General features: G+C 54.9%; 22 protein-coding genes. 14 read left to right on the top strand and 8 right to left on the bottom strand.

Annotation, left to right across the window (positions count from 1 at the left end; all coding sequences use genetic code 11):
* Positions 1-2 precede the first annotated feature (2 nt).
* The 3 genes from galE to modE form a co-directional block, all read right to left on the bottom strand.
* Entirely contained in the window at positions 3-1019 is a 1017-nt protein-coding gene (gene galE / locus HV261_RS18545; RefSeq protein ID WP_040232497.1) for a UDP-glucose 4-epimerase GalE, read from the bottom strand.
* Positions 1020-1238: 219 nt separating this feature from the next.
* A complete protein-coding gene (gene modF / locus HV261_RS18540) occupies positions 1239-2711 on the bottom strand; it encodes a molybdate ABC transporter ATP-binding protein ModF (protein WP_202039100.1) in 1473 nt (490 codons plus the stop codon).
* Positions 2712-2868: 157 nt separating this feature from the next.
* Positions 2869-3657, bottom strand: a complete 789-nt coding sequence (gene modE / locus HV261_RS18535) for a molybdenum-dependent transcriptional regulator ModE (RefSeq protein WP_137384363.1) — start codon at positions 3655-3657, stop codon at positions 2869-2871.
* Between the two features lie 130 nt (positions 3658-3787).
* Between modE and HV261_RS18530 the strand changes: the two genes are divergently transcribed.
* The 4 genes from HV261_RS18530 to modC all read left to right on the top strand — a co-directional run bounded on the left by HV261_RS18530 (position 3788) and on the right by modC (position 6650).
* Positions 3788-3937 carry an AcrZ family multidrug efflux pump-associated protein gene (locus tag HV261_RS18530; RefSeq protein WP_003023026.1) on the top strand — a complete coding sequence of 50 codons (150 nt, stop codon included), beginning with the start codon at positions 3788-3790 and terminating at the stop codon, positions 3935-3937.
* Positions 3938-4126: 189 nt separating this feature from the next.
* Positions 4127-4900, top strand: a complete 774-nt coding sequence (gene modA / locus HV261_RS18525; RefSeq protein WP_202039099.1) for a molybdate ABC transporter substrate-binding protein — start codon at positions 4127-4129, stop codon at positions 4898-4900.
* Positions 4900-5589, top strand: a complete 690-nt coding sequence (modB, locus tag HV261_RS18520) for a molybdate ABC transporter permease subunit (protein ID WP_008784169.1) — start codon at positions 4900-4902, stop codon at positions 5587-5589. The genes modA and modB overlap by 1 nt, the downstream gene beginning before the upstream one ends.
* A 2-nt stretch (positions 5590-5591) precedes the next feature.
* Positions 5592-6650 carry a molybdenum ABC transporter ATP-binding protein ModC gene (modC, locus tag HV261_RS18515; protein WP_202039098.1) on the top strand — a complete coding sequence of 353 codons (1059 nt, stop codon included), beginning with the start codon at positions 5592-5594 and terminating at the stop codon, positions 6648-6650.
* On the opposite strand, the gene HV261_RS18510 is transcribed toward modC, so the two are convergent.
* Complete coding sequence (locus tag HV261_RS18510; protein WP_137384360.1) at positions 6651-7469, bottom strand: pyridoxal phosphatase; 819 nt, start codon at positions 7467-7469, stop codon at positions 6651-6653.
* Positions 7470-7633: 164 nt separating this feature from the next.
* On the opposite strand from HV261_RS18510, the gene pgl reads away from it, so the two are divergent.
* Positions 7634-8629, top strand: coding sequence for a 6-phosphogluconolactonase (gene pgl, locus HV261_RS18505; RefSeq protein ID WP_202039097.1), 996 nt, complete (start codon positions 7634-7636; stop codon positions 8627-8629).
* A gap of 95 nt (positions 8630-8724) precedes the next feature.
* On the opposite strand, the gene HV261_RS18500 is transcribed toward pgl, so the two are convergent.
* Positions 8725-10008, bottom strand: coding sequence for a putative acyl-CoA thioester hydrolase (locus tag HV261_RS18500; protein WP_202039096.1), 1284 nt, complete (start codon positions 10006-10008; stop codon positions 8725-8727).
* A gap of 224 nt (positions 10009-10232) precedes the next feature.
* On the opposite strand from HV261_RS18500, the gene hutI reads away from it, so the two are divergent.
* The 5 genes from hutI to hutH all read left to right on the top strand — a co-directional run bounded on the left by hutI (position 10233) and on the right by hutH (position 16551).
* Entirely contained in the window at positions 10233-11456 is a 1224-nt protein-coding gene (hutI, locus tag HV261_RS18495; protein ID WP_202039095.1) for an imidazolonepropionase, read from the top strand.
* Positions 11453-12394 (top strand): formimidoylglutamase, encoded by a 942-nt coding sequence (gene hutG / locus HV261_RS18490; protein ID WP_202039094.1) that lies wholly within the window; start codon positions 11453-11455, stop codon positions 12392-12394. The genes hutI and hutG overlap by 4 nt, the downstream gene beginning before the upstream one ends.
* 87 nt (positions 12395-12481) lie before the next feature.
* Positions 12482-13207, top strand: coding sequence for a histidine utilization repressor (locus HV261_RS18485; protein WP_137384354.1), 726 nt, complete (start codon positions 12482-12484; stop codon positions 13205-13207).
* Positions 13208-13343: 136 nt separating this feature from the next.
* Entirely contained in the window at positions 13344-15029 is a 1686-nt protein-coding gene (hutU, locus tag HV261_RS18480) for a urocanate hydratase (RefSeq protein WP_202039093.1), read from the top strand.
* Position 15030: 1 nt separating this feature from the next.
* Entirely contained in the window at positions 15031-16551 is a 1521-nt protein-coding gene (hutH, locus tag HV261_RS18475) for a histidine ammonia-lyase (protein ID WP_202039092.1), read from the top strand.
* Positions 16552-16643: 92 nt separating this feature from the next.
* On the opposite strand, the gene HV261_RS18470 is transcribed toward hutH, so the two are convergent.
* Together HV261_RS18470 and bioA are read right to left on the bottom strand one after the other, a co-directional pair.
* Positions 16644-17120: a kinase inhibitor gene (locus HV261_RS18470; protein ID WP_202039091.1), complete on the bottom strand. Its 477-nt coding sequence runs from the start codon at positions 17118-17120 to the stop codon at positions 16644-16646.
* A gap of 57 nt (positions 17121-17177) precedes the next feature.
* A complete protein-coding gene (gene bioA, locus HV261_RS18465) occupies positions 17178-18467 on the bottom strand; it encodes an adenosylmethionine--8-amino-7-oxononanoate transaminase (RefSeq protein ID WP_202039090.1) in 1290 nt (429 codons plus the stop codon).
* A 76-nt stretch (positions 18468-18543) separates the two neighbouring features.
* On the opposite strand from bioA, the gene bioB reads away from it, so the two are divergent.
* The 4 genes from bioB to bioD are packed head-to-tail and all read left to right on the top strand — an operon-like array spanning position 18544 to position 22168.
* Complete coding sequence (bioB, locus tag HV261_RS18460; RefSeq protein WP_202039089.1) at positions 18544-19584, top strand: biotin synthase BioB; 1041 nt, start codon at positions 18544-18546, stop codon at positions 19582-19584.
* Positions 19581-20738 (top strand): 8-amino-7-oxononanoate synthase, encoded by a 1158-nt coding sequence (gene bioF / locus HV261_RS18455; RefSeq protein ID WP_202039088.1) that lies wholly within the window; start codon positions 19581-19583, stop codon positions 20736-20738. The genes bioB and bioF overlap by 4 nt, the downstream gene beginning before the upstream one ends.
* On the top strand, positions 20722-21507 hold the full coding sequence (gene bioC, locus HV261_RS18450) for a malonyl-ACP O-methyltransferase BioC (protein WP_202039087.1): 786 nt from the start codon (positions 20722-20724) through the stop codon (positions 21505-21507). Before bioF ends, bioC begins: the two co-directional genes overlap by 17 nt.
* Complete coding sequence (bioD, locus tag HV261_RS18445; RefSeq protein ID WP_202039086.1) at positions 21470-22168, top strand: dethiobiotin synthase; 699 nt, start codon at positions 21470-21472, stop codon at positions 22166-22168. Before bioC ends, bioD begins: the two co-directional genes overlap by 38 nt.
* Here the strand turns inward: bioD and HV261_RS18440 are convergent.
* Positions 22134-22856 carry an ABC transporter ATP-binding protein gene (locus tag HV261_RS18440; RefSeq protein ID WP_202039085.1) on the bottom strand — a complete coding sequence of 241 codons (723 nt, stop codon included), beginning with the start codon at positions 22854-22856 and terminating at the stop codon, positions 22134-22136. The genes bioD and HV261_RS18440 overlap by 35 nt on opposite strands.
* Positions 22857-22950 lie beyond the last annotated feature (94 nt).

The following is a 22950-nucleotide window of genomic DNA, read 5'->3' as shown; positions in this document are numbered from 1 at the left end:
CCTTAATCCGAATATCCCTGTGGATGGCGTGATTGCCAGTGCCAGGTATCTTGTGCCATTTCATCCAGTGTACGCGTCACGCGCCAGTTAAGTTCGCGGTCTGCTTTGCTGGCATCGGCCCAGTAGGCAGGCAGATCGCCGTCGCGGCGCGGAGCAAAATGGTAGTTCACTGGCTTACCACAGGCTTTGCTGAAGGCATTGACCACATCGAGTACGCTGCTACCAACGCCAGCGCCAAGGTTGTAAATATGTACCCCTTGCTTGCCTGCCAGTTTTTCCATGGCGACAACGTGGCCGTCGGCAAGATCCATCACGTGGATGTAATCGCGAACACCGGTACCGTCTTCGGTCGGGTAGTCATTACCAAATATGGCCAGAGACTCACGGCGGCCCACGGCAACCTGCGCGATGTAAGGCATCAGATTGTTAGGGATGCCTTGCGGGTCTTCGCCCATGTCTCCTGACGGATGTGCGCCAACCGGATTGAAATAGCGCAGCAACGCGATGCTCCACTCAGGTTGTGCTTTTTGCAGATCGGTCAGGATCTGCTCGACCATCAGCTTACTTTTGCCGTACGGACTTTGTGGTGTGCCGGTGGGGAAGCTTTCAACGTAAGGAATTTGCGGCTGATCGCCGTAGACTGTGGCGGAGGAGCTGAATATGAAGTTTTTCACGTTGGCGGCGCGCATCGCATTGACCAGACGCAGAGTGCCGTTGACGTTGTTGTCATAGTACTCCAGCGGCTTAGCAACGGATTCGCCGACGGCCTTCAGACCGGCAAAGTGGATGACCGTATCGATGGCATGATCGTGCAGGATTTCGGTGATCAGCGCTTCGTTACGGATATCACCTTCGACGAAGGTCGGATGTTTTCCACCTAAACGCTCAATAACGGGCAGTACGCTGCGCTTACTGTTGCAGAGGTTATCAAGGATCACGACGTCGTGGCCATTCTTAAGCAACTGCACACAAGTGTGGCTCCCAATGTAACCGCTACCACCTGTAACCAATACTCTCATAATTCGCTCCGTTATGCCTATATCATGTAATGAAGATAGCATAACAAAGTTGTGAAAAGTGTGACATGGAATAAATTAGTGGAATCGTTTACACGTGCGGATTCTTAATGCCTGAACTGTGTTTTTTGATTTTAAATCATTATGTTATTTAATGATTGCGGATTTTATCTGAAAAATCAGGCCTAAAAAAGGGCGCATTAGCGCGCCCCGGTATGAAAACTAACGCAGGGATGATTGCCGATAGGTGTAGATATCGTTTTCTGGTACGAACTCCAGTCGGTGGGTAATGCAGGCGGGGGCATCTTCAGCATGGTGAGAAACAAACAGTAATTGGGTTTCACCTTCACCGATCAGAACATCAACGAAGCGGCGGATCAACTGGCGGTTTAGCGGGTCCAGGCCTTGCAAGGGTTCATCAAGGATCAATAGCGTAGGGTGTTTCACTAACGCGCGGACGATCAGCGCCAGGCGCTGCTGCCCCCAGGAAAGGCTGTGGAAAGGGGCGTCTGCAGTGCGTTTATCCATTCCCAGAATATCCAGCCACTGTTGCACCAGCTTGTGTTGTCTGTCTGATACGGCCTGATAAATACCGATTGAATCGAAGTAGCCGGAAAGAATAACGTTACGCACCGTGGTGCTCACCCGGTAGTCCAGATGCAGGCTGCTGCTGACGTAGCCAATGTGCATTTTAATATCCCAGATGGTTTCGCCGCTACCCCGACGACGGCCAAACAGCGTCAAATCATTGCTATAACCCTGCGGATGATCGCCGGTGATTAAACTGAGTAGCGTTGATTTTCCCGCCCCGTTGGGACCGACAATCTGCCAGTGTTCCCCTGTGTTTACCCGCCAGCTCAGATGATGAAGAATGGGGCGATCGTTATAGGAAACGACCCCGTTGTTGAGCACAATCCGCGGCTCGTTCTCAGACAAAATGCGGCGTACGGAAGGTTCATCCGGTTCGGGGAGGGTAATACCATCAAGCCGTTCACTATGCGCAAGTTGGGCGATTAACGCTTGTTGCAGAAGGGCCGTTTTTTCACCGGTTTCTGTCAATGTGCAATCGGCGAGTACGCCAGCATATTGCACAAAATCGGGGATCTCATCAAAGCGGTTTAGCACCAGCACTAACGTAAAACCGGCCTGATGTAACGCCGCGAGCAGCTCTGCCAACTGGCGACGTGAAGCCACATCCAGCCCGTCAAACGGTTCATCAAGGATCAGCAAATCGGGTTCAGACATCAGCGCCTGACAGAGCAGCGTTTTCCGCGTTTCACCAGTGGAAAGGTATTTGAAACGCCTGTTGAGTAGGGCAGAAATGCCAAACTGCTGCGCCAGGGCGGCACAGCGAGCAGGATCGCTGACCTCATCCTGAATAATTTCCGCGGTGGTGCGCCCGGTATCGTCTTCGCCTGGGCTCAGAAGATCGGTGTTGTTACGCTGCCATTCGTCGCTGACCAGCTTTTGTAGCTGCTCAAAGGAGAGACGGGTGATACGCATGAACTGGCTGTGGCGTTCGCCTTTGAGTAACGGCAATTCTCCGGCCAGCGCACGCGCCAGTGCGGATTTTCCGCTGCCGTTAGACCCCACAAACGCCCAGCTATCACCCGCGTTCAACGTCAACGAATTCAACTGAAGCGTTTTGGTATCACTCAGACGAAACGTGCCTTGCGAAATTTGCAATGATGACATTTTGCATCCCATTTTTTGCAGCGATGAATGACAGGGATACGTTGTCCGGGCGGGAATGTCAATGCAGTTTGTTGCCGGATGGCGGCGCGGGTACCTTATCCGGCCTGAACGTAGGCCTGATAAGCGCAGCGCCATCAGGCGAAGCGGGCTTAAAGATTTAGCACAACGTGGCGATAATCACTCTGTCCGCGTTGAAATAGGCAGTGACATTCGCGCCTTCTTGCAGTGATAACGCATCGTCAGTCGGAACGGTGGCGCACAGCGTCTGTCCATCCGGCAAGGTCATTAACACTTCACACTGCTCGCTTCCACGTTCAATATGGCTGATGGTGCCTTGCAATTGGTTATCGGCGGCCTGAGCGATAGCATCATCCTGGGTGATCCCCACCCACGGCGCTTTCAACAGGATCAAGACTTCTTTGCCTTCATCAAGCCCCAGACGTTCACCGCTCTGCGCGGTAATCGCCACTTTCAACCGTGTTTCGCCATCGGCCAGCAGGACGTCAACATGCTGTTGAACCTGGTCGTGGTCGCGTGCGGTGATGGTGCCAAACCATTGGTTACGCGCACTGGTTTGCAGTGAGAAGCGGGAGATGGCCGCCAGCAGGCTATTAAGTGGAACCGCATCGTCATCGCTCAGGACATCGAAGGCTTTTTGCTGAATTTGCGCCAGCAGATCGTATAACTGAATCAGGCGCTGGCCGTAGCGGGTTAACACTGCACCGCCGCCGCCTTTGCCACCGGTGGCGCGCTCTACCAGCGTCTGCTCACTCAGCTGGTTCATTTCGTTAATCGCGTCCCAGGCGCTTTTATAACTGATACCTGCATCCTTCGCGCCCTGACTGATGGAGCCGGAAAGCGCAATGTGCTTAAGCAGAGAAATGCGGCGGGGATCGGCAAACAGTTTTTGCTGAAGTTTCAGTGTAAGAAGGATTTCGGCCTGCATAACAAGCTCCTGGCAAAAAAGGGTATTGTGACGGAAAACAGCGCCTGAGCAAAGCCGACCGCACAAAAGGGGAGTGCTTTTCTGTGTTATGTGGTTAGAATACAACTAAGGACTATATCTGGAGTTGACCATGTTAGAGTTATTGAAAAGTCTGGTATTCGCCGTAATCATGGTACCTGTGGTAATGGCCATCATTCTGGGACTGATTTACGGACTGGGTGAAGTGTTCAACATTTTTTCCGGTATCGGTCAGAAAGACCAATCCAGACAGAACCATTGATTCCCCGAACGCCCGCTTAGCCGGGCGTTTTTTATTGCTCATTATCCAACTGCGTTAGTTCCTCAAGATCCCGCTTTCCCTGCCGATATTTTCTTTGTGTAACCTCTAATTGGTAGTAATAACCACTGGGAAAATCCTGATTTAATCGTTATATTTGCGCCTACATAACGAAACTCAAAGGAGTTACAGATGGCACGTACATGGTTACGCTTGTTTGCAGGGGCAACACTTTCTCTTTCTGTTGCCGGACATGCACTGGCGGATGACGGTAAAATCACAGTGTTTGCAGCGGCGTCGTTAACGAACGCGATGCAGGACATTGCCGCAGAATATAAAAAAGAGAAGAATGTTGATGTTGTCTCCTCTTTTGCCTCTTCTTCTACGCTGGCACGCCAGATTGAAGCCGGTGCACCGGCCGATCTGTTTATTTCTGCCGATCAGAAATGGATGGATTACGCGGTAGACAAAAAGTCTATCGATACCGCAACGCGCAAAACGCTGCTCGGTAACAGTCTGGTCGTTGTCGCGCCGAAAGCCAGCGCACAGAAAGACTTCACCATCGACAGCAAAACCAACTGGACCAGCCTGTTGAACGGTGGTCGTCTGGCTGTCGGCGATCCTGAACATGTTCCGGCGGGTATTTACGCGAAAGAAGCGCTGCAAAAACTGGGAGCATGGGATACCCTGGCGCCGAAACTGGCTCCGGCTGAAGATGTTCGTGGCGCATTGGCGCTGGTTGAACGTAACGAAGCCCCGCTGGGCATTGTCTATGGTTCTGATGCCGTCGCCAGCAAAGGCGTAAAAGTTGTGGCGACCTTCCCGGAAGACTCACATAAAAAAGTGGAATACCCCATCGCGGTTGTTGATGGGCACGCCAACGCAACGGTCAGCGCGTTCTATGATTACCTGAAAGGACCGCAGGCCTCTGAAATCTTCAAACGTTATGGATTTACGACCAAGTAATGATACTGACCGATCCTGAATGGCAGGCCGTCATACTGAGCCTGAAAGTTTCTTCCCTGGCCGTGTTGTTTAGCCTGCCGTTTGGGATCTTCTTTGCCTGGCTACTGGTACGCTGTAAGTTCCCAGGCAAAGCGCTGCTCGACAGCGTACTGCATTTGCCGCTGGTGCTGCCACCGGTGGTGGTGGGGTATCTGCTGTTAGTCGCCATGGGGCGGCGCGGATTTATTGGCGAGTGGCTATATGACTGGTTCGGTATCACGTTTGCGTTTAGCTGGCGTGGTGCGGTGCTGGCCGCGGCGGTGATGTCTTTTCCTCTGATGGTAAGGGCTATTCGTCTGGCGCTGGAAGGTGTTGACGTCAAGCTGGAGCAAGCGGCCCGCACGCTGGGGGCCGGGCGTTGGCGCGTATTTATGACCATTACCTTACCGTTGATGCTGCCTGGCATTATTGTCGGCACGGTGCTGGCGTTCGCGCGTTCCCTCGGTGAATTCGGCGCAACCATTACTTTTGTCTCCAATATTCCGGGTGAAACCCGCACCATTCCTTCGGCAATGTACACCCTCATCCAGACCCCCGGCGGCGAAAGCGCGGCGGCAAGGTTATGTATCATCTCTATTGTGTTAGCGCTGATTTCGCTACTGATTTCTGAATGGCTGGCGCGTATTAGCCGTGAACGGACGGGGCGATAATTATGCTGGAACTTAATTTCTCCCAGACGCTGGGAACCCACTGTCTGACGCTCAACGAAACGCTGCCAGCCAGCGGTATTACCGCTATTTTTGGTGTCTCTGGCGCGGGCAAAACGTCGCTGATTAATGCTATCAGTGGTCTGACCCAACCCCAGTCCGGGCGCATTGTGCTCAACGGTCGGGTATTGAATGACGTTGAAAACGGTATCTGCCTGACGCCTGAAAAACGCCGGGTGGGCTATGTTTTTCAGGATGCGCGTCTGTTCCCGCATTACAAAGTGCGCGGTAATCTGCGCTATGGTATGGCGAAAAGCATGGCCGGGCAGTTTGATAAGCTGGTGGCATTGCTGGGCATTGAGCCTTTGCTTGACCGTCTACCCGGCGGCCTTTCCGGTGGTGAAAAGCAGCGTGTTGCTATTGGTCGGGCGCTACTTACCGCACCAGAGTTATTGCTGCTTGATGAACCGTTAGCCTCACTGGATATTCCGCGCAAACGCGAACTGCTGCCTTATCTGCAACGGCTGGCGCGTGAAATTAATATTCCCATGTTGTATGTCAGCCACTCGCTTGATGAGATTTTGCATCTGGCCGATAAAGTGATGGTGTTGGAAAACGGGCAGGTCAAAGCGTTTGGCTCACTGGAGGATGTCTGGGGGAGCAGTGTGATGCATCCCTGGCTACCGAAAGAGCAGCAGAGCAGCATACTGAAAGTTAACGTACTGGAACATCACCCGCATTATGCGATGACAGCGCTGGCGCTGGGCGATCAGCATCTGTGGGTCAATAAGCTGGATCAACCGCTGCAAACTGCACTGCGCATTCGTATTCAGGCGTCGGATGTTTCACTGGTATTACAACCGCCGCAGCAGACCAGTATTCGTAACGTGTTGCGCGCCAAGGTTGCGCAGTGCTATGACGACAACGGGCAGGTGGAAGTGCAGCTTGAGGTCGGCGGGAAAACGCTGTGGGCAAGGATCAGCCCGTGGGCCAGGGATGAGCTGGGCATCAAACCTGGCCTGTGGCTGTACGCACAAATTAAGAGCGTGTCGATTACCGCCTGATTACAGCAACTGAGAATAGATAAATTTGGCGATGCTGTCGGTGGTGTTGTCACCTATCACGATGTTGGCGCGGGCTTTGACTGCATCATCGGCATTGCCCATCGCCACGCCGGTACCCGCGGCTTCCAGCATACTGATATCATTGAAGTTGTCGCCAAAAGCGATCACGTTTTCCATTGAGCCACCCTGCGCTTCAATCCACTGGGCAAGGCGTCTTCCTTTGCTATTGCCTTTACGGGCCACGTCAACCTGATCGTGCCAGGACCACTCACACTCCAGCCCCAGCTGCTGTTCAACATGTTTACCAAACTGCTGCAGCTTTGGAATATCTTCGTCAGTCAGGGCAAATTTCCACACGGCATTAACGTCATGTGCGGCCTGTGCCAGCGAAGGAACCTGGGTGAAGGTCGGGCGCTGTTCCGGCGGCAGCGTTTGCGCCCAGTTTGCGGTACGCACGACATGCCCGGTCGGGCGTTCATACAGCATGGCCTCGTCAACATACATCAGCCCGTGGATCTGATGTTCATTCAGCATATCAATCAACTGCAACGCCTGGTTAACCGGAAGGGGATCGGATTCCAGTACCTTTTTCGCCTGATAATCATACAAATAGGTGCCGTTGCAGCAAATTGCAGGTGTATCCAGCGCCAGTGCCTGATAAAAAGGATGAATAGCAACGTGATGGCGACCCGTGACAATGATAAGTTGGTAGCCTGCTTCTCTGGCGCGAGAGAGCGCCTCGAGAGAGGATGGCAGCAAGGTTTTTTTCGGGGTCAGCAACGTACCGTCTAAATCCAGGGCAATCACGCGTGCGGTCATAGGTTTTTCCAGATGAAGGTTGAGAATTTTGTCTGTCAGAATGGTACACCGAGTCGGGGGCCGGACAAAATTCTGAGCCTTAATTAAGCATTCACCGTTAAAAGCGTCTACCTTAGGCGTGTGTCAGGCCATTGCAGCCACCTGCCAAAAGCAAAGGAGTTTTCATGAAGCAAACCGTTTATACCGCCAGCCCTGAGAGTCAGCAAATTCACGTCTGGGGCCTGAATCACGATGGTTCTCTGACGCTGACGCAGGTGGTTGATGTACCGGGTCAGGTACAGCCGATGGTCGTCAGCCCGGATAAGCGTTACCTCTATGTTGGCGTGCGCCCGGAGTTTCGCGTGCTGGCATACCGTATCGCACCTGATGACGGTGCACTGACATTCGCTGCGGAATCTGCACTGCCGGGGAGTCCGACGCATATTTCGACCGATCATCAAGGGCGTTTCGTATTCGTCGGCTCTTATAACGCGGGTAGTGTGAGCGTCACGCGTCTGGAAGATGGCCTGCCGGTGGAACTGGTTGACGTGGTTGACGGTCTGGATGGTTGCCACTCAGCCAACATCTCTCCGGATAACCGGACCCTGTGGGTTCCGGCGTTGAAACAGGATCGTATCTGCCTGTTCACCGTCAGTGATGATGGCCATTTGGTTGCACAGGAACCCGCGGAAGTGACTACCGTTGAAGGTGCGGGTCCGCGTCATATGGTGTTCCATCCGAATCAGCAATATACCTACTGCGTGAATGAGTTGAACAGTTCAGTCGATGTTTGGGAACTGAAAGATCCGTACGGCAAAATTGAGTGTGTACAGACGCTGGATATGATGCCTGCTGATTTCTCTGATACCCGCTGGGCGGCAGATATCCATATTACGCCGGATGGTCGCCATCTGTATGCCTGTGACCGTACTGCCAGCCTGATTACAGTATTCAGCGTATCAGAAGATGGCAGTGTGCTGACGAAAGAAGGCTTCCAGCCTACTGAAACACAGCCGCGCGGTTTTAATATCGACCACAGTGGGAAATACCTGATTGCCGCCGGGCAAAAATCTCATCACATCGCGGTGTACGAGATAGCAGGCGCCCAAGGACTGCTGACTGAAAAAGGCCGCTATGCGGTAGGTCAGGGCCCAATGTGGGTGGTGGTTAACGCGTACTAATTCGTTTTGCAGGCCGGACAGGGCATGTAAACCACTGTCCGGCACACTGCCTGGTCGGCGCATGCGCTTACCGGGCCTACCTAAGTGAATGACGTTTACTGCTTAGGTACTGCAACCACTTTGCTACCTACACCGCGGTTGTTGTATTCCCACATGCGGTTGAAGTTGGTGTCGTTCAGGTTGCGCTGAATTTCACCTTTGTCATCTTCCGCACCGGTGTTCCCGGCAAACGGGCGTTTTGAGATAACGCTGTCAGCCCAGGGCTTTGCCATGTTAAAGCCTTCGTTGATCACGCTGTCGCGAATAACCACCTGACCATTGGTGTTGGAATCGACATCCAGCGAGCGGCCCAACTGCGCGACGCCATCGCCTGCTGCGGTAAAGCGGCTATTGGTGGCGAGGAAACCGTAGTAAATGTTCGACAGGGTTGCCGGTGCAAAAACGTAGGCTTCCTGCTGGGTGCGGGAGTTCACTACGCGGAAATCGGTGTTATCGAATACCACCGCGCCACGACCAGAAACCATATCCACATCACCTTCAATGTAGCTGTTCGTCACCAGCGTACGCGGCTGACGATCGTTTTCCAGACGGTTTTGTACGCCGCTGTTGGTCACGAAGAAGGTGTTCTGACGTCCCAGAATGTTCACCTTGTCGATCTGCACTTTATCGCCATCGGTACGCAGTGCGACGGCCGGGTGGTTACCCGCATCCACGCTGTCACCGAGGTTGTTTTCGATGGTCAGGTTCTGCAACTGCAGACCATTGTTTTGTGACCAGACAACCGCAGAACACATCACGCCGATGTTTGTGCCGCGTTTATTCTGGCAATTATCATACATATACCACGCAGGTTTACCCGGCATATATTTACCGCCCGGGTTCACCGTACGACGCCAGTCTGCGGTGCTCATTTCGCCATCAATAGCCTGGCCAATTTTCACATCCAGCGGTTTTTCGCCAGTACCGTAGAGCGTCAGGCTTCCTGTCGCCGCCGGGATATAGACAGTACCCTGATACTCGCCAGGCATGATCGCGATGTACTGACGTTTATTGGTGCGTTTAATGATTGCCGCATCAACTGCTGCCTGAATACTGGTATGGGTAACGCCTTGAGTTCCTGCCGGGCCGACGACAAAGTCAGGCTGGGCGGGCAGAGAAATAGCGGAAGGACTCCATGGCGCAGTGTTTGGCGTCAGAGCTGAGAAATAGTGTGCAGCGACAAAATTTTTCGCTTCATTGGCCGACAGAATCGGGCGCATAGACGTGCCAGGCGCGGTCTGATCGGAAGGACGTTGATCGGGCGGTGTAGAGCTACAGGCTGTCAGCGTCACGCCAAAAGCCATTGCCAGCGCCAGACGGGAAACTGATGAAATGTTCACAGGTTGCTCCGGGCTTTGAAAGTTATCCATTGAAGCCTGCTTTTTTATACTAAGTTGAGCGAAACGGGAAGGCGAAAAGGTAAAAAGTTGTTTTTTATAGCAGCAATGTCGGGTGTAGAGAGTCCTTATATCACAATTAGATAACAATTTTGGTCCTTCAGGTTGACAACATCCACAGGATGCAAAATAAATGTCTATACAACCTATGACAAGTGGTGAGTCGAATGCAGCAATTTTTTCCTGATGATGCTATCTGGCGTAATGTCCGCCTGGCGACCATGGATCCTGAACGTGATACTCCGTATGGGCTGGTGGATGGCCATGCGCTGATCGTCCGTCAGGGTAAGATTCGGGACATTGTGCCTGAGTCGTCGTTATACCTTACACACGATAATACCCTTGATATGCAAGGACGATTGATTACGCCGGGTCTGATTGACTGCCATACGCACCTGGTGTTTGGGGGCAATCGTGCAGGTGAATGGGAACAGCGGCTAAACGGCGTTTCCTACCAACAGATCAGTGCTCAGGGAGGCGGTATTAATGCCACCGTGTCGGCGACCCGTAGCGCCACTGATGAACAACTTCTTCATATAGCGCATCAGCGAATGGAGCGGCTAATAAAAGAAGGTGTTACGTTGCTGGAAATCAAATCGGGCTACGGCCTGGATTTGACGACAGAAGAGAAAATTTTACGCGTCGTGGTTGCGCTGGCGGCAGAAAACACCGTCGAAATAAGCCCAACGCTGTTAGCTGCACATGCCACACCGGCGCAGTATCGCGATGATCCCGATAGCTATATTACGCTGGTGTGCGAGACGATTTTGCCGCAGTTGTGGGAACAGGGTTTGTTTGAAACCGTAGACCTGTTCTGTGAAACCGTGGGCTTTACGCTGGCGCAGAGCGAACGCGTATTTCAGGCCGCGCAGGCGTTGGGCATCCCGGTTAAAGGTCATGTCGAACAACTGTCATTACTGGGCGGGGCGCAACTGGTTAGCCGCTACCACGGATTATCAGCCGATCACATTGAATATCTGGATGAAGCGGGCGTAGCGGCGATGAGCCAAAACGGTACGGTCGGTGTGCTATTGCCCGGCGCTTTTTATTTCCTCAAAGAGAAACAGCGTCCGCCAGTCGAATTGTTACGTCAGTATCAGGTTCCGATGGCGGTGGCGACCGACTACAATCCAGGCACCAGCCCGTTTATTAGCCTGCACTGGGCGATGAATATGGCCTGTGTACAGTTTGGCTTAACGCCGGAAGAGGCATGGGCGGGCGTAACCCGTCATGCGGCCCGGGCGCTGGGGCGTCATACCACTCACGGACAACTGAAAGCCGGATTTGTGGCCGATTTTGTGGTGTGGGATGCCGAGCTCCCGGTCGAAATCCTCTATGAGCCAGGGCGTAACCCGCTCTACCAACGTGTATTAAAAGGACAACCAGCATGACTAACTGGCAACCTGCTTCTCCTGCGCTCTGGCAGGGGCGAGATGACCGCGCCGAGTCGCCGACGGCGCTGCGCCTGTTTCAGACCATTTCGCTTAGCCCGGCATTTACACCGGAAATGTACTCTGAGCAGATTGCACTGCTTGGTTTTGCCTGTGATGAAGGCGTTAAACGTAATCAGGGACGCACGGGAGCCGCCGGAGCGCCGGACGCGCTGCGTAAAGCACTGGCCAATTTAGCCAGTCACGCGGGCCATCAACGGTTGGTCGATTTGGGAAACATTGTGGCCCAGGCGCCCGACCTTGAAGGTGCTCAGCAGGCGCTGCGCACGGCGGTGCAGCGTTGCCTGCAGGCGGATATGCGTACCTTCGTGTTGGGCGGGGGACACGAAACGGCATTTGCGCATGGTGCAGGGGTGTTGGATGCCTTCCCGCAGGCAAAAGTGGGGATTGTTAACCTCGATGCGCACCTGGACCTACGCTACGCCGAACAACCCACTTCCGGTACGCCGTTTCGTCAACTGGCGCACCTCTGTGAGCAACAGCAGCGTGAATTTCATTACGCCTGCGTGGGCGTCAGTCGGGCAGCGAATACCCAGGCGCTGTGGGATGAGGCGCAACGGCTGGGGGTGACCGTGGTGGAAGATCTGCATTGTCATACGGCGCAGGCGCAGCTGGCGCAATTTGTTGCCAACATGGACGTCATCTATCTGACTATCGATCTTGACGTGCTGCCGGTTTGGGAAATGCCGGCCGTATCCGCGCCTGCCGCGTTGGGGGTCCCGCTGGCGACGTTGTTGGGGCTGATTGAACCCCTTTGTCGCAGCGGTAAACTCCAGGCGGTGGATATGGTTGAGTTTAACCCGCGTTTTGATGACGATGGCAGGGCAGCACGCGTTGCGGCGCGTTTAGGCTGGCAAATTGCACACTGGTGGCACTGACAGGCCTGAGGGAATTGCGCTTATCAGGTCCAGGTTATATCTGTAAACTGCACCTATTAAAATTCTCAGCTTAAGGAAGGCTCACGAATGCACCGAACCCGCCCCCAAACTGCTCCGGCTCCTTTTTACGAAAAGGTCAAACAGGAGATCAGTGAAAAGATTGCCAGCGGTATCTGGCAACCTCACGATCGTATCCCATCGGAGGCGGAGCTGGTGGCGCAGTATGGTTTTAGCCGTATGACCATCAACCGGGCGCTGCGTGAATTAGCGGATGAAGGTTTACTGGTGCGTTTACAGGGGGTGGGGACGTTTGTCGCCGAACCGAAAGGCCAGTCCGCGCTGTTTGAAATTCGTAGCATCGCGGATGAAATTAATGCGCGCCAGCATCAGCACCGCTGTGAGGTCCTGACGCTGGAAAGAACCCGGGCAAGCGCGCAGCAGGCTTTGGTGTTAAACGTCAAAGAAGGCACCCCCATTTTTCACTCCATCATGGTGCACTACGAGAACGAGCTGCCGGTGCAGATTGAAGATCGCTGCGTGAATGCGGAGATTGTGCCGGAGTATCTGTTGCAGGATTACAGCCAGACCACACCGCACGCTTATCTGTCGCTCATCGCCCCTTTGACGGAAGGAGAACATATTGTCGAAGCGGTACGCGCCAGCGCGGAAGAGTGTGCGCTGTTGCATATCAAAGAGCACGATCCCTGCCTGTTGATCCGCCGCAAAACCTGGTCGGCGTCTTCTATTGTCTCTCATGCCCGCTTACTTTTCCCAGGCTCCCGCTATCGTCTGCAAGGGCGGTTCATGTCCTGATACAGGATATGAAAACCGTGATTGCTGACGCAATATAATAAAAATGTATCTTAATTGTTAAAATCACCCTTGCGGCAGCTTGTATAGACAAGTATATGTTACTTATCTATCCGACGTTCGCGAGGAGTTTTCTGTCATGTCCCATAGCAAATATCGTCAGCAGGATATTCGTGCCCCACGCGGTACCACCTTAACGGCCAAAAGCTGGCTGACCGAAGCGCCGCTGCGCATGTTAATGAACAATCTGGACCCTGATGTGGCGGAAAATCCGCATGAGTTGGTGGTGTACGGTGGGATTGGCCGCGCAGCGCGGGACTGGGAGTGCTATGACGCCATCGTCAAGGCACTGACCGAACTTGAATCCGATGAAACCCTGCTGGTTCAGTCCGGGAAACCGGTCGGCGTGTTCAAAACTCATGACAATGCGCCCCGCGTGCTGATTGCCAACTCCAACCTGGTGCCGCACTGGGCGACCTGGGAACACTTTAACGAGCTGGACGCCAAAGGTCTGGCGATGTATGGCCAGATGACCGCCGGGAGCTGGATCTACATCGGCAGTCAGGGCATCGTGCAGGGGACGTATGAAACCTTCGTTGAGGCCGGACGTCAGCATTATCAGGGCAACCTGAGTGGACGCTGGGTTCTGACCGCCGGGCTGGGCGGCATGGGCGGTGCGCAACCGCTCGCTGCAACGCTTGCGGGCGCGTGTTCTCTGAATATTGAATGCCAGCAAAGCCGCATTGATTTCCGCCTGCGTACCCGTTACGTGGACGAGCAGGCCACCTCACTGGACGATGCGCTGGCGCGTATCGACAAATACACCCGCGAAGGTAAAGCGGTGTCCATTGCGCTGTGCGCGAACGCCGCCGATGTTGTGCTGGAGCTGGTTAAGCGCGGCGTACGCCCGGATATGGTCACTGACCAGACCAGCGCCCACGATCCGCTGCACGGTTATCTGCCGTCCGGCTGGAGCTGGGAAGAGTATCAGGCGAAAGCGGTATCCGATCCGCAGGGCACGGTGCAGGCGGCGAAACGTTCAATGGCAACGCATGTCGAAGCGATGCTGGCGTTTAGCAAAATGGGCGTACCGACGTTTGATTACGGCAATAACATTCGCCAGATGGCCAAAGAGATGGGCGTGGAAAACGCCTTTGATTTCCCAGGGTTTGTGCCGGCTTATATTCGTCCGTTGTTCTGCCGCGGCATTGGTCCGTTCCGCTGGGTGGCGCTTTCCGGCGATCCGCAGGATATTTATAAAACCGATGCCAAAGTGAAAGAGATCGTGGCTGATGATAAGCATCTGCACCACTGGCTGGACATGGCTCGTGAGCGGATCAATTTCCAGGGCTTACCGGCGCGTATCTGTTGGGTTGGTCTGGAATGGCGACAAAAGCTGGGGCTGGCATTTAATGAGATGGTGCGCAGCGGTGAAGTGTCTGCACCTATCGTCATCGGTCGTGACCATCTGGATTCAGGCTCTGTTGCCAGCCCGAACCGTGAAACCGAAGCGATGCGCGACGGGTCTGACGCCGTATCCGACTGGCCGTTGCTGAATGCGCTGCTTAATACCGCCAGCGGTGCGACCTGGGTATCACTGCACCACGGTGGTGGCGTTGGGATGGGATTCTCTCAACACGCCGGAATGGTGATTGTTTGTGATGGCTCTGATGAAGCAGCTGCACGTATTGCCCGGGTATTGCATAACGATCCGGCGACAGGCGTGATGCGCCATGCTGATGCCGGGTATGACATTGCTGTGGAATGCGCCGTCGAAGAAGGGCTGAATTTGCCGATGATTGCCGCCACGCAGGGGAAACGCTGATATGAACACGATTACCTTAACGCCTGGCCACCTTAGCTTTGCGCAGTTGCACGATATCTGGCAGCAGCCGGTTCAACTGAGCCTCGATGCCAGTGCGATTGACGCTATCAATGCCAGCGTCGCCTGCGTCAATAGCATTGTCGCGGAAGGCCGCACGGCGTATGGCATTAATACCGGGTTTGGGCTGCTGGCTCAGACACGTATCGCGACTGACGATCTGCAAAATTTACAGCGTTCGCTGGTATTGTCTCATGCTGCAGGCGTAGGCGAAGCGTTAGATGATGCGATGGTGCGCCTGATTATGGTGCTGAAAATTAACAGCCTGGCGCGTGGTTTTTCCGGTATTCGCCTGAGCGTCATTGAAGCGCTGATTGCGCTGGTCAACGCCGGGGTATATCCGCGCATTCCGGCGAAAGGATCGGTAGGGGCATCGGGCGACCTGGCGCCGCTGGCGCATATGTCCCTGACGCTGTTGGGAGAAGGCAAGGCGCGCTGGCAGGGAGAATGGCTCCCAGCGACAGACGCGCTGAAGAAGGCCGGACTGGAGCCAATTACTCTGGAAGCGAAGGAAGGGCTGGCGCTGCTCAACGGCACCCAGGCTTCCACCGCCTTTGCATTACGTGGGTTGATTGAGGCGCAGGAGCTGTTTGCTTCCGCGACGGTGTGCGGGGCGCTGACCACTGAAGCGGTATTAGGCTCGCGTCGTCCGTTTGATGCCCGTATTCATGCGGCACGAGGACAGCGCGGGCAGATTGATGCCGCGACGCTGTATCGCCATGTGCTGACCGATTCCAGCGCACTTGCACAGTCGCATCATAACTGTGAAAAAGTGCAGGACCCCTATTCTCTGCGCTGCCAGCCTCAGGTTATGGGAGCCTGTCTGACACAAATGCGTCAGGTCATGGAGGTGTTGCTGGTGGAAGCCAATGCCGTTTCGGACAACCCGCTGGTGTTTGCCGAAGAAGGCGATGTGATTTCTGGTGGTAACTTCCATGCGGAACCGGTGGCAATGGCCGCGGATAATCTGGCGCTGGCGATTGCCGAAATCGGGGCGTTATCCGAGCGACGTATTGCGTTGATGATGGATAAACATATGTCGCAACTGCCGCCTTTCCTGGTGAAAAATGGCGGGGTTAACTCCGGTTTTATGATTGCCCAGGTGACTGCAGCTGCGCTGGCGAGCGAGAATAAAGCACTCGCGCACCCGCACAGCGTGGACAGTTTACCGACGTCGGCAAATCAGGAAGATCATGTCTCAATGGCACCGGCAGCAGGTCGTAGATTGTGGGAGATGGCGGCGAATACGCGTGGCGTGATTGCTGTAGAGTGGCTGGCGGCCTGTCAGGGGATCGACCTGCGTGAAGGCTTAACCTCAAGCCCGCTACTGGAGCAGGCGCGCCAGACGCTGCGTGAGCAGGTTGCGCACTATACGCAGGACCGTTTTTTCGCCCCGGATATTGAATGTGCGACCGAACTGTTAGCGCAGGGTGCGTTGTTAAAATTGTTGCCTGAGTTTCTGTAGAAAATTGCCTGATGGCGACGCTGACGCGTCTTATCAGGCCTACGGTCTGCTTTGTAGGCCGGATGAGGCGAAGCCGACATCCGGCGCTGCGCTTAACTGAACATCGCAGTAATCGATGCGCTGGCGAGCGAATGAAAATGGACGTTAAATCCAACCATTGCGCCGCTGGCGCTCTCATCGACATCAAGACGTTCGACATCCAGCGCGTGAACCGTAAAGATATAGCGATGGGTTTCGCCTTTCGGTGGCGCCGCACCGCCGTAGCCCGCTTTGCCGAAATCTGTTCGGGTTTGAATGACCCCATCCGGCAGGGCAACCCGTCCGGAGCCATACCCTTGCGGTAGTGCGCGGGTATTAGCCGGCAGATTGACCACCACCCAATGCCACCAGCCGGAGCCGGTTGGCGCATCAGGATCATAGCAGGTCACGACAAAACTTTTAGCTCCGGCGGGCACATCATCCCATGCCAGATGTGGCGAAAGATTATCCCCGTCATACCCTATACCGTTAAAGACGTGGCGATGTGGTAGCTTTTCCCCATCGCGCAGATCGTTACTGATTAGTTTCATGCTGACTCCTCTCGTTAGCCAAAAAGTGTAGCCAGAAACCGTAGAGCTTACCGCTGATTATTCGCTAAAAAATGTTGCATCGCGCACAGCATCGTTCACAGCCTGTGTCAGACGTTGCAATTGATCGGGCTGGATGATGTACGGCGGCATCAGATAAATGAGTTTGCCGAACGGTCTTACCCATACGCCCCGTTCAACGAAGAACTTCTGTAGTGCCGCCATATTTACCGGCTGGGTGGTTTCTATCACGCCAATGGCGCCAAGTACGCGCACGTCGGCGACATAGTCGGAATCCGCCGCAGGTGCCAGTTCTTCACGCAACTGCGCTTCAATGGCCGCGACCTGCGAGCGCCACTCGCCGGTGTTGAGTAGCGACAGGCTGGCCGAGGCGACGGCACAGGCCAGCGGATTACCCATAAAGGTCGGGCCGTGCATAAAGCAGCCAGCATCACCGTTGCTGATGGTTTCTGCGACCAGGCGGGTGGTCAAGGTCGCGGAAAGGGTCATCGTGCCGCCGGTTAACGCTTTGCCGAGGCACAGTATATCCGGCGTAATACCCGCATGTTCACAGGCAAACAGTTTACCTGTACGACCAAATCCGGTGGCAATTTCATCGGCAATCAACAGGATACCTTCACGGTCACACATCTTACGAATACGCTTCAGCCATTCGGGATGATACATGCGCATACCGCCAGCGCCCTGTACGATTGGCTCAAGGATCACCGCCGCTATCTCGTGACGATGCGCGGCCATCAGGCGGGCGAACGGTACCATATCCAGTTCGTCCCACTCGCCGCCCATGCGGCTTTGCGGGGCGGGCGCAAACAGGTTTTCTGGCAGATAACCCTTCCACAGGCTGTGCATTGAGTTGTCGGGATCGCAGACCGACATGGCGCCGAAGGTGTCACCGTGATAGCCGTTACGAAACGTCAGGAAACGCTGACGCGCTTCGCCTTTTGCCTGCCAGTATTGCAGCGCCATTTTCATTGCCACTTCGACAGCAACCGAACCTGAATCCGCGAGAAAAACGCACTCCAGCGCCTTGGGTGTCATGTCCACCAACTGGCGACACAATGTAATGGCCGGGGCATGGGTAATACCGCCAAACATCACATGCGACATGGCATCAATCTGCGTTTTCATCGCGGCGTTCAACTGCGGGTGATTGTAGCCGTGGATCGCCGCCCACCAGGATGACATGCCGTCAATCAGCCTCTCGCCGCTGGCTAAAATCAGTTCGCAACCTTCGGCGCGCGCCACCGGGTAAACCGGCAAAGGGGAAGTCATAGAGGTGTATGGATGCCAGATATGGCGTTGGTCAAAAGCAAGATCGTCCGTTGTCATAATCGACTTGTAAACCAAATTAAAAAGATTTAGGTTTACGAGTCTACACCAAACTTACAACGAAACGTATATCAATATGGCTCACACTTCTCGCTGGACAATGTCGCAAGTCACCGAATTATTTGAAATACCCCTGCTGGATCTGCTGTTTGAAGCGCAACAAGTGCACCGTCAGCATTTTGATCCGCGGCAGGTACAGGTGAGTACGCTGCTGTCGATTAAAACCGGTGCCTGTCCGGAAGACTGCAAATACTGCCCGCAAAGTTCACGCTATAAAACCGGTCTGGAAACCGAGCGTCTGATGGAAGTTGAGCAGGTTCTGGATTCTGCGCGTAAGGCGAAACAGGCCGGTTCAACGCGGTTTTGCATGGGGGCGGCGTGGAAGAATCCGCATGAGCGTGATATGCCTTATCTGGAACAGATGGTCCAGGGTGTAAAAGCGCTGGGCCTGGAAGCCTGTATGACGCTGGGCACGCTGGATGAAACGCAGGCTCAGCGTCTGGCCAGTGCGGGACTCGACTACTACAACCATAACCTCGACACCTCGCCGGAGTTCTACGGCAATATCATCACCACCCGTTCCTACCAGGAGCGACTTGATACGCTGGACAAAGTGCGCGAGGCGGGGATTAAAGTCTGCTCTGGCGGTATCGTCGGGTTAGGTGAAACGGTGACCGATCGCGCTGGTTTATTGCTGCAGTTGGCGAATCTGCCAACGCCGCCGGAAAGCGTGCCGATCAACATGCTGGTGAAAGTAAAAGGCACGCCGCTGGCGGATAACGACGATGTCGATGCGTTTGATTTTATTCGCACCATCGCCGTGGCGCGCATCATGATGCCGACCTCGTACGTGCGTCTGTCCGCCGGGCGCGAGCAGATGAACGAACAGACCCAGGCAATGTGTTTTATGGCCGGGGCCAACTCGATTTTCTACGGCTGCAAACTGCTGACCACGCCGAACCCGAACGAAGATAAAGATCTGCTTTTATTCCGCAAACTCGGTCTGAATCCGCAGCAAACGGCGGTGCTGGCGGGGGATAACGAACAGCAGCAACGTCTGGAGCAGGCGTTGCGCACCCCGGATACCGACGACTACTACAACGCGGCAACCGTATGACCTGGCAGCAAAAAATTGACGATGCGCTAACGGCGCGTCGTTGTGCTGATGCCCTGCGCCGCCGTTATGCGGTGACGCAGGGGGCTGGGCGCTGGTTGTTGGCCGAGGGGCGTCAGTATCTGAATTTTTCCAGCAATGATTATCTGGGGTTGAGTCACCATCCGCAGATAGTCTGCGCCTGGCAGCAGGGGGCTGAACGTTTTGGCGTCGGTAGCGGGGGATCTGGCCATGTTAGCGGCTATTCCATCGCGCATCAGGCGCTGGAAGACGAACTGGCGCAATGGCTGGGTTATTCACGAGCATTGCTGTTCATCTCCGGCTTTGCTGCCAACCAGGCGGTGATCACCGCGTTGATGGGAAAAGAGGATCGGATTGTCGCCGACCGTCTCAGCCATGCGTCGTTGCTGGAAGCGGCCAGCCTGAGTCCCGCCGTGTTACGCCGTTTTACCCATAACGACCCGCAACATCTGGCTCGTCTGCTGTCTGCCCCCTGTCCGGGGCAGCAGTTAGTGGTTACCGAAGGCGTGTTCAGCATGGATGGCGACAGCGCGCCGCTGGCGGATATCCATGCCGCAGCGCAACGTCAGGGAGCCTGGTTGCTGGTGGATGATGCGCACGGTATCGGTGTCACTGGTGAAGAAGGTCGCGGGTCGTGCTGGCACTCGCAGGTCAAACCTGAACTGCTGGTGGTGACGTTTGGTAAAGGATTTGGCGTCAGCGGTGCGGCAATCCTGTGTTCTGACAGCGTGGCCGATTATTTGCTGCAGTTTGCCCGCCATCTGATTTACAGCACCAGTATGCCGCCAGCGCAGGCGCAGGCCTTGCGTGCTGCGCTGGCAGTGATCCGCAGTCGTGAGGGTGATGAACGCCGGGAAAAACTGGCTATGTTGATCCAACGTTTTCGTGCTGGCCTGGATATTCCGGATTTCACGCTGGCAAATTCAGACAGTGCCATCCAGCCATTGATCGTGGGCGATAACCATAAAGCGTTGCAACTGGCGGAGGCTTTACGCGCTCAGGGTTGTTGGGTGACCGCCATCCGGCCTCCTACGGTACCGGTCGGCACAGCCAGATTACGGCTGACGCTGACGCAGGCGCATGAATGCCAGGATATCGACCGTTTACTGGAGGTGCTGCATGGCGCAGGTCAATAAACAGGCCATTGCTGCCGCATTTGGACGCGCCGCTTCCCACTATGAACAACATGCCGGGCTACAGTGGCAAAGCGCCGACGCTTTGCTGGCGCTGCTTGGTGAACGGGATTATGCACGGGTACTGGATGCGGGGTGCGGCCCTGGGCGCATGAGTCGCTACTGGCGTGAGCAGGGAAGCGAAGTCAGCGCACTGGATCTTTCTGAACAAATGCTGGCAGAGGCACAGCGGCAAAATGCCGCCCACCACTATCTGCTGGCGGATATTGAAGCCATCCCACAAAACGCCGCCACTTTTGACCTGGCCTGGAGCAATCTGGCCGTACAGTGGTGCAGCGATCTCCGTGGTGCGTTAAACGAACTTTACCGGGTGGTGCGTCCTGGCGGGGCGGTGGCGTTTAGTACGCTGGCGCAAGGGTCGATGCCGGAACTTCGTCAGGCGTGGCAAGCGGTAGATGACCGGGAGCACACCAACCGTTTTTTGCCCGTGGAGCAACTTGAAAAGGCGCTGCATGGCTGGGACGTCGAGTATCAGCTTCATACGGTGACACTGTGGTTTGACGATGCGTTGAGCGCCATGCGCTCGCTCAAAGGGATCGGTGCGACGCATCTTCATGATGGACGCGAGCAGCGCGTACTGACCCGTTCACAGCTGCAGCAGTTACAGTTAGCCTGGCCCTCTGTGCAGGGAAAATACCCGCTAACGTATCAACTTTTTTTAGGAGTAATTCAACGTGACCAGAACATATTTTGTCACCGGGACGGACACTGAGGTCGGTAAAACCATTGCCAGCTGTGCGCTCCTGCAGGCTGCGGGGCAATTAGGTTATCGAACGGTCGGCTATAAGCCCGTCGCCTCTGGGAGTGAAATGACGGCAGATGGTCTGAGAAACTCCGACGCCCTTGCCCTGCAGCGCAACAGCGCTGTGGCAGTGAGCTATACGGCAATTAATCCCTATACCTTTGCCGAACCCACGTCACCGCATATCATCAGCGCTGATGAAGGGCGACCGATTCTGGCTTCAGTGATGTCTGCGGGTTTACAGTCGCTGCGAATGCAGGCCGACTGGGTGCTGGTGGAAGGTGCTGGCGGTTGGTTTACGCCGCTTTCTCCCACGCTGAGTTATTCTGACTGGGTACAAACGGAACAACTGCCGGTGATTCTGGTGGTTGGCGTCAAGCTTGGCTGCATCAACCATGCCATTCTGACTGCGCAAGCGGTACAACAGGCTGGGTTGACGCTGGCGGGGTGGGTCGCCAATGATGTGACCCCGCCAGGAAAACGCCATGCTGAATATATGGCAACGCTGAAGCGCGCGATTCCGGCCCCGCTACTGGGGGAGATCCCCTGGCTAGAAGACGAGCCAGAACGCGCAACGACAGGGCACTATCTCGACCTTAGCGTTTTGCCTCTGGCGCCATCCAGTCGTTAAGAAACGGGTCGTTGCGCTGCGCCAGTTGTCCCTGAGCCACATTGCGTCCGCGATGTAACAGGCAATAGCAATCAGCGACCCGACGAATAAACGGCAGGCTTTGCTCTGCGAGCATAATGGCGATACCCAACTCCTGGCTTAGCCTCACAATCAGGTTCCCCAGCTTGTGGATATACGCCTGGCCCGTGCCTCGCGTAGGCTCATCGAGGATCAGCAGGCGTGGGCGTGTCACCAGCGCGCTGGCGAGCGCGAGCTGGTGCTGATCATCCTCTGATAAGACGCCCCCTTTAGTCTGACGCAGACTGTATAACTGTGGGAAGAGGCGGTATATATCGCTGCTGTTCATCGTTTCGCTTTCTTCAACCGCCTGGCGCGCAATATGCAGATTTTCCTCGACCGTCAGCTGCGAAAAAATCCGTCTCTCTTGTGAAACGGCGTTAATACCCAGCGCAATGCGATTTGCCGCCGGGATCGGACCCAGATCGCACGGTGGCGCGCCAGCCTGATGCCAGACCATCGTACCGCTTTCGATAGGCAAATTGCCGATGATGCAATTGGCCAGCGTCGTTTTCCCCATCCCCGGAAGTCCCAGCACGCCGGTACACTTGCCGGGCTGCAGGTCGAGATCCACATCCCATAGCGTGTGCTGGTTACCGTAATAGTGATTCACTGCGCGAAGACTCAACATAGATTTTCTCCATCATGAAGTTATTCGCCCGACTGGCCGGGGAGCAGAAGAAAATTGCAAATCTCTTGCCAGAAAAGGGAAGTACGCGAAAAAC

Origin of the sequence: Citrobacter sp. RHBSTW-00671 (assembly GCF_014103415.1) — a bacterium.
Lineage (GTDB): Bacteria > Pseudomonadota > Gammaproteobacteria > Enterobacterales > Enterobacteriaceae > Citrobacter.
This window is presented reverse-complemented; position numbering and strand designations above follow the sequence as displayed.

Coding starts and splice junctions, on each gene's coding strand:
- galE (WP_040232497.1), bottom strand. CDS start 1,019: ATGAGAGTATTGGTTACAGGTGGTAGCGGTTACATTGGGAGCCACACT.
- modF (WP_202039100.1), bottom strand. CDS start 2,711: ATGTCATCATTGCAAATTTCGCAAGGCACGTTTCGTCTGAGTGATACC.
- modE (WP_137384363.1), bottom strand. CDS start 3,657: ATGCAGGCCGAAATCCTTCTTACACTGAAACTTCAGCAAAAACTGTTT.
- HV261_RS18530 (WP_003023026.1), top strand. CDS start 3,788: ATGTTAGAGTTATTGAAAAGTCTGGTATTCGCCGTAATCATGGTACCT.
- modA (WP_202039099.1), top strand. CDS start 4,127: ATGGCACGTACATGGTTACGCTTGTTTGCAGGGGCAACACTTTCTCTT.
- modB (WP_008784169.1), top strand. CDS start 4,900: ATGATACTGACCGATCCTGAATGGCAGGCCGTCATACTGAGCCTGAAA.
- modC (WP_202039098.1), top strand. CDS start 5,592: ATGCTGGAACTTAATTTCTCCCAGACGCTGGGAACCCACTGTCTGACG.
- HV261_RS18510 (WP_137384360.1), bottom strand. CDS start 7,469: ATGACCGCACGCGTGATTGCCCTGGATTTAGACGGTACGTTGCTGACC.
- pgl (WP_202039097.1), top strand. CDS start 7,634: ATGAAGCAAACCGTTTATACCGCCAGCCCTGAGAGTCAGCAAATTCAC.
- hutI (WP_202039095.1), top strand. CDS start 10,233: ATGCAGCAATTTTTTCCTGATGATGCTATCTGGCGTAATGTCCGCCTG.
- hutG (WP_202039094.1), top strand. CDS start 11,453: ATGACTAACTGGCAACCTGCTTCTCCTGCGCTCTGGCAGGGGCGAGAT.
- HV261_RS18485 (WP_137384354.1), top strand. CDS start 12,482: ATGCACCGAACCCGCCCCCAAACTGCTCCGGCTCCTTTTTACGAAAAG.
- hutU (WP_202039093.1), top strand. CDS start 13,344: ATGTCCCATAGCAAATATCGTCAGCAGGATATTCGTGCCCCACGCGGT.
- hutH (WP_202039092.1), top strand. CDS start 15,031: ATGAACACGATTACCTTAACGCCTGGCCACCTTAGCTTTGCGCAGTTG.
- HV261_RS18470 (WP_202039091.1), bottom strand. CDS start 17,120: ATGAAACTAATCAGTAACGATCTGCGCGATGGGGAAAAGCTACCACAT.
- bioA (WP_202039090.1), bottom strand. CDS start 18,467: ATGACAACGGACGATCTTGCTTTTGACCAACGCCATATCTGGCATCCA.
- bioB (WP_202039089.1), top strand. CDS start 18,544: ATGGCTCACACTTCTCGCTGGACAATGTCGCAAGTCACCGAATTATTT.
- bioF (WP_202039088.1), top strand. CDS start 19,581: ATGACCTGGCAGCAAAAAATTGACGATGCGCTAACGGCGCGTCGTTGT.
- bioC (WP_202039087.1), top strand. CDS start 20,722: ATGGCGCAGGTCAATAAACAGGCCATTGCTGCCGCATTTGGACGCGCC.
- HV261_RS18440 (WP_202039085.1), bottom strand. CDS start 22,856: ATGTTGAGTCTTCGCGCAGTGAATCACTATTACGGTAACCAGCACACG.